This is a genomic window from Mesorhizobium sp. M1A.F.Ca.IN.020.06.1.1 (assembly GCF_004023265.1).
GTDB lineage: Bacteria > Pseudomonadota > Alphaproteobacteria > Rhizobiales > Rhizobiaceae > Mesorhizobium.
The window spans coordinates 1-1,583 of record NZ_RZSR01001171.1 but is presented as its reverse complement, the minus strand read 5'-3'; the positions used below and the strand labels follow the sequence as shown (position 1 = coordinate 1,583).

Annotated in this window: 1 protein-coding gene and 2 pseudogenes; all 3 read left to right on the top strand. The window is 64.6% G+C overall.

The genetic code is table 11. From position 1 onward, the window contains the following. Nucleotides 1-602 (top strand): annotated as a pseudogene (locus EOA60_RS32150) (glycosyl transferase); the annotation flags it as partial. Beyond that, nucleotides 602-976 (top strand): GtrA family protein, encoded by a 375-nt coding sequence (locus tag EOA60_RS32145; protein WP_067323734.1) that lies wholly within the window; start codon nucleotides 602-604, stop codon nucleotides 974-976. The pseudogene EOA60_RS32150 and the gene EOA60_RS32145, both read left to right, overlap by 1 nt. A 67-nt stretch (nucleotides 977-1,043) precedes the next feature. Next, nucleotides 1,044-1,583: pseudogene (locus EOA60_RS32140) on the top strand (glutathione synthase); the annotation flags it as partial.

The following is a 1,583-nucleotide window of genomic DNA, read 5'->3' as shown; positions in this document are numbered from 1 at the left end:
TCTTCAACCGGCTCTACAAGGGCCTGTTCGGCGCCGATTTCACCGATATCTTTTCCGGCTACCGGGTCTTTTCGCGGCGCTTCGTCAAGAGCTTCCCGGCGGTTTCCGGCGGCTTCGAGATCGAGACCGAGATGTCGGTCCATGCCTCGCAGCTCAAGCTGCCGGTGAACGAGATGGCGCTCGACTACGGCCGCCGCCCGGAAGGCTCATCGTCGAAGCTGTCGACGTTCAGAGACGGCGCCAGGATCCTGTGGATGTTCGCCATGTTGGTGAAGGAGACGCAGCCGCTGCGTTTCTTCGGCACGTTTGCCCTGTTCTTCCTGGCGGCCAGCATCGGGCTGATGATCCCGGTGCTGATCGAGTTCGCCGAGACAGGACTTGTTCCGCGCATGCCGACCTGGGTGCTGTCGGTTGGCCTGCTCCTCTTGTCCATGCTGGCGATGGTCACCGGGCTGATCCTCGATTCGGTGTCGCGCGGCCGGGCCGAACAGAAGCGCATCTTCTATCTTTCCATCCCTGCCGGCCGCACCGAGCGACGCGCGGGCTTCAACGGCGAGGCCTCCCCGAAGAGGGAGCCGGGCAAGGCCTCGCGAGCCGCCTGATGGTCCGGCTTGCCCGCTTCGTGCTTGCCGGCGGCATCGGCTTCGTTGCCGATGCGGCCGCGCTCTGGCTGCTGCTTTCCGTCACGCCGCTCGGACCGCTGGCGGCGCGCGTGCTGTCGATCGGCTTCGCGCTCACCGTCACCTGGCAGATCAACCGGCATCTGACCTTTGCGCCGTCGAGCCGAGGCATCGCGCAGGAAGGCGCGCGTTACGGCGGCGTCGGCGTCGCCACCAGCATCGTCAATTATCTCGTCTATTGTGCCCTTCTGTTCGCGCTGCCCTCCCTGCCGCCGCTGGCGGCGCTGACGGTCGCCTCGCTGGTCGCGATGGCGCTGTCCTTCGTCGGCTATTCCCGGCTGGTCTTCGACCGATAATCTCTGGCCGATTGGCAGAAGCCGCCGATTTCCCTATATCGGCGGCAGAGATTGCCGGAGACCCGAGATGCCGTTGAAAATCGCCGTCCAGATGGACCATGTCTCGACGGTGTCGATCGCCGGCGACACCACGTTCGCGCTGTCGCTGGAAGCGCAGCGGCGCGGCCACAAGCTTTTCCACTACACGCCCGACCGGCTGTCGATGCGGGACGGCAAGGTGTTCGCGCGCGCCGAGGAGATGCAGGTGCGCGACGAGAAGGGCAGCCATTATTCGCTGGGCGAGCCGGTGCGCACCGATCTGTCGGAGATGGACGTGGTGCTGCTCAGGCAGGACCCGCCCTTCGACATGAACTACATCACCACCACCCACATTTTGGAACGCATCCATCCGAAGACACTGGTGATCAATGACCCGGCCTGGGTGCGCAACAGCCCGGAAAAGATCTTCGTCACCGAATTCCCGGACCTGATGCCGGAGACGCTGATCACCAAGGATCCGCAGGAGGTGGCCGCCTTTCGCAAGGAGTTCGGCGACATCATCGTCAAGCCGCTCTACGGCAATGGCGGGGCGGGCCTCTTCCATCTGCACGAGGCCGACCGCCACCTC